Genomic DNA, 2610 nt, shown 5'->3' with positions numbered 1-2610 from the left:
CCCCTTCATCGCCCGCATCAAAGTCATGGCCAACCTCGACGTGTCCGAGACGCGCCTGCCGCAGGATGGCCGCTTCAGTTTCACCTTCGGTCGCCGCGAGCTGAACTTGCGCGTCTCCTGCATGCCCACCAGCTACGGCTGCTCGATCGCAACGCTGCCGTCTACAAGGCGTCGTACACCAAGCCCTACGGCATGATCCTCGTCACCGGGCCGACCGGCTCCGGAAAGTCGACGACCCTGTACACGACGCTGCACGAGGTCGCGCGACCCGAGATCAACGTCATCACCGTCGAAGACCCGGTCGAGTACCGCATCCCGGGCATCAACCAGGTGCAGGTCAACCCGAAGGCGGGCCTGACCTTCGCGAGTGCGCTGCGCAGCATCCTGCGTTCCGACCCCGACGTCGTGCTCATCGGTGAGATCCGCGACCACGAGACCGCGCAGATCGCGATCGAGGCGTCGCTCACCGGTCACCTCGTGCTATCGACCCTGCACACCAACGACGCGCCGAGCGCCGTCACCCGGCTGATCGAGATGGAGATCGAACCGTTTCTCGTCGGATCGGCGCTCGACTGTATCGTCGCCCAACGACTCGCCCGCAGACTGTGCGACCGGTGCAAGGCGCAGTATCAGCCGACCTTCGAAGACCTCCAGGCCATGCGATTCGCGAAGCCGGGCGACCCGCAGCCGACGCTCTTCAAGGCGATCGGATGCACGTCGTGCTCGAACACCGGGTACCGCGGGCGGATCGCTCTACACGAGGTCATGCCGGTCACCGAAGACATCGAACGGCTCGCGGTCGCTCGCGCGTCGAGCGCCGAGATCGGTCGCCTGGCGATCGAGCAGGGGATGACGACGCTGCGTCAGGACGGGTGGGCGAAGGCCCTTCTCGGCTTGACGAGCGTCGAAGAGATCATGCGAGTCGTCGCGTGAGCGCCGGCATCCGTGGTCGTTCACGAAGGAAGGGGTACCGCACGTGAACAAGCCTGTCTATGAAATTCCGGTGACCGATCCGGCGAACCCGCCGCTCGGTATTCCCGGGGCTGCCGGGGCGATGCCGCCCCCTCGCGGAGTGCAGCCACCCGTGCCGCCGGGGTCGACGACCGTCGACTTCTCGCAATTGCCGCCCCCCGCGGTCGCGACTGTTGACGCTGCGGCGTCGGCCCCGGCTCTTTCTTCCGACGCGATCCCGGGGTACACGCCCGCACCGCCAGTGGCAATGCCGGGCTTCACCCCCGCTCCCGCGGCTCCGGTGCTGTCGGTGCCCGACTTCACGATCATCCCGCCGGTCAACCAGCGGCTCGAAAGGCCGTCGCGTGGGGCGTTCATTCCCGACGATTTCACGCTCGCGGCGCGCGCCCGGGTCGATGCCGAGCTGCTGACGGCGCTCGAAACGGTGGTCACCGAAGGGGCGTCCGACCTGCACGTCTCCATCGGTGCTCCGCCGATGATCCGCATCGACGGCGCCCTGCGCCCGATTGCCGGCACCGATCCCTGGGATCGCGAGCGGGTCGCCGCTGCGCTGTACAGCCTCCTCACCGACGAGCAGCAGGCGCAGTTCGACGAGGTACTCGAACTCGACTTCGCGTTCACGCTCTCGGAGGAGTCGCGGTTCCGCGTGAACTTCTACCTGCAGCGCGGCGCGATCGGCGGGGCGTTCCGTCTCATCCCGACCGAGATCAAACCGCTCACTGCGCTCGGTATCCCCGAGGTGGTGGGTGAGTTCGGCAAGCTGCCGCGTGGTCTGGTGCTCGTCACCGGGCCGACCGGTTCCGGCAAGTCGACGACGCTCGCCGCGCTCATCGACCTGGTCAACACGACGCGGTCCGACCACATCGTCACGGTCGAGGACCCGATCGAGTTCATGCATTCGAACAAGCGCTCCCTCGTCAACCAGCGCGAAGTCGGGTCCGACACGCAGAGCTTCGGAAACGCGCTCAAGCACGTGCTGCGCCAGGACCCCGATGTCATCCTGATCGGCGAGCTGCGCGACCTCGAAACGATCTCGGTTGCGCTGACCGCCGCCGAGACCGGCCACCTCGTCTTCGCCACCCTGCACACTCAGGATGCGAGCCAGACGGTCGACCGCGTGATCGACGTCTTTCCGCCCCACCAGCAGGGTCAGGTGCGCACCCAGCTTGCGGCGACGCTGCAAGGTGTCGTCTGTCAGACCCTGGTGAAGCGGGCCTCAGGTTCGGGTCGTGCCGTCGCGACCGAGGTGCTGGTCACGACGTCGGCGATCGCGAACCTCATCCGTGAGGGCAAGACCTACCAGATCCGGTCGGCGCTGCAGGCCGGACGAGCGCAGGGGATGCACACGATGGATCAGCACCTCGCCGACCTCGTCAACAGCGGTGCGATCACCTACGGGGCGGCGCTGGAGAAGGTACACGACCAGGAGGACTTCAAGCGTCTCGTGCACCGCACGGGCGACAACGACCCGGCGGGCGCCGCATTCGCCTCGGACTTCGGAGCACGACGATGAGCAACACTCTTACCTACGCGTACAAGGGCCGCGACACCGGCGGGAAGCTGGTCAAGGGCAAGCTGGAAGCGTCGAGCGAGACGCCTGCGCGCGAATGGCTCCGCGGGCAGCTCGCGGTATCGCAG

The 2610-nt window shown here is 67.0% G+C and carries 1 protein-coding gene and 1 pseudogene; both read left to right on the top strand.

Features of this window, described 5'->3' with window-relative positions:
* Window positions 1-933: pseudogene (locus RMO30_RS06575) on the top strand (GspE/PulE family protein); the annotation flags it as partial.
* A 70-nt stretch (window positions 934-1003) separates the two neighbouring features.
* On the top strand, window positions 1004-2485 hold the full coding sequence (locus RMO30_RS06570; protein ID WP_309711046.1) for a PilT/PilU family type 4a pilus ATPase: 1482 nt from the start codon (window positions 1004-1006) through the stop codon (window positions 2483-2485).
* Window positions 2486-2610 lie beyond the last annotated feature (125 nt).

Origin of the sequence: Pseudolysinimonas sp., from assembly GCF_031389465.1 — a bacterium.
Lineage (GTDB): Bacteria > Actinomycetota > Actinomycetes > Actinomycetales > Microbacteriaceae > Pseudolysinimonas_A.
The sequence above is the reverse complement of the archived record's forward strand: the minus strand, read 5'-3'. Positions and strand labels throughout refer to the sequence as shown.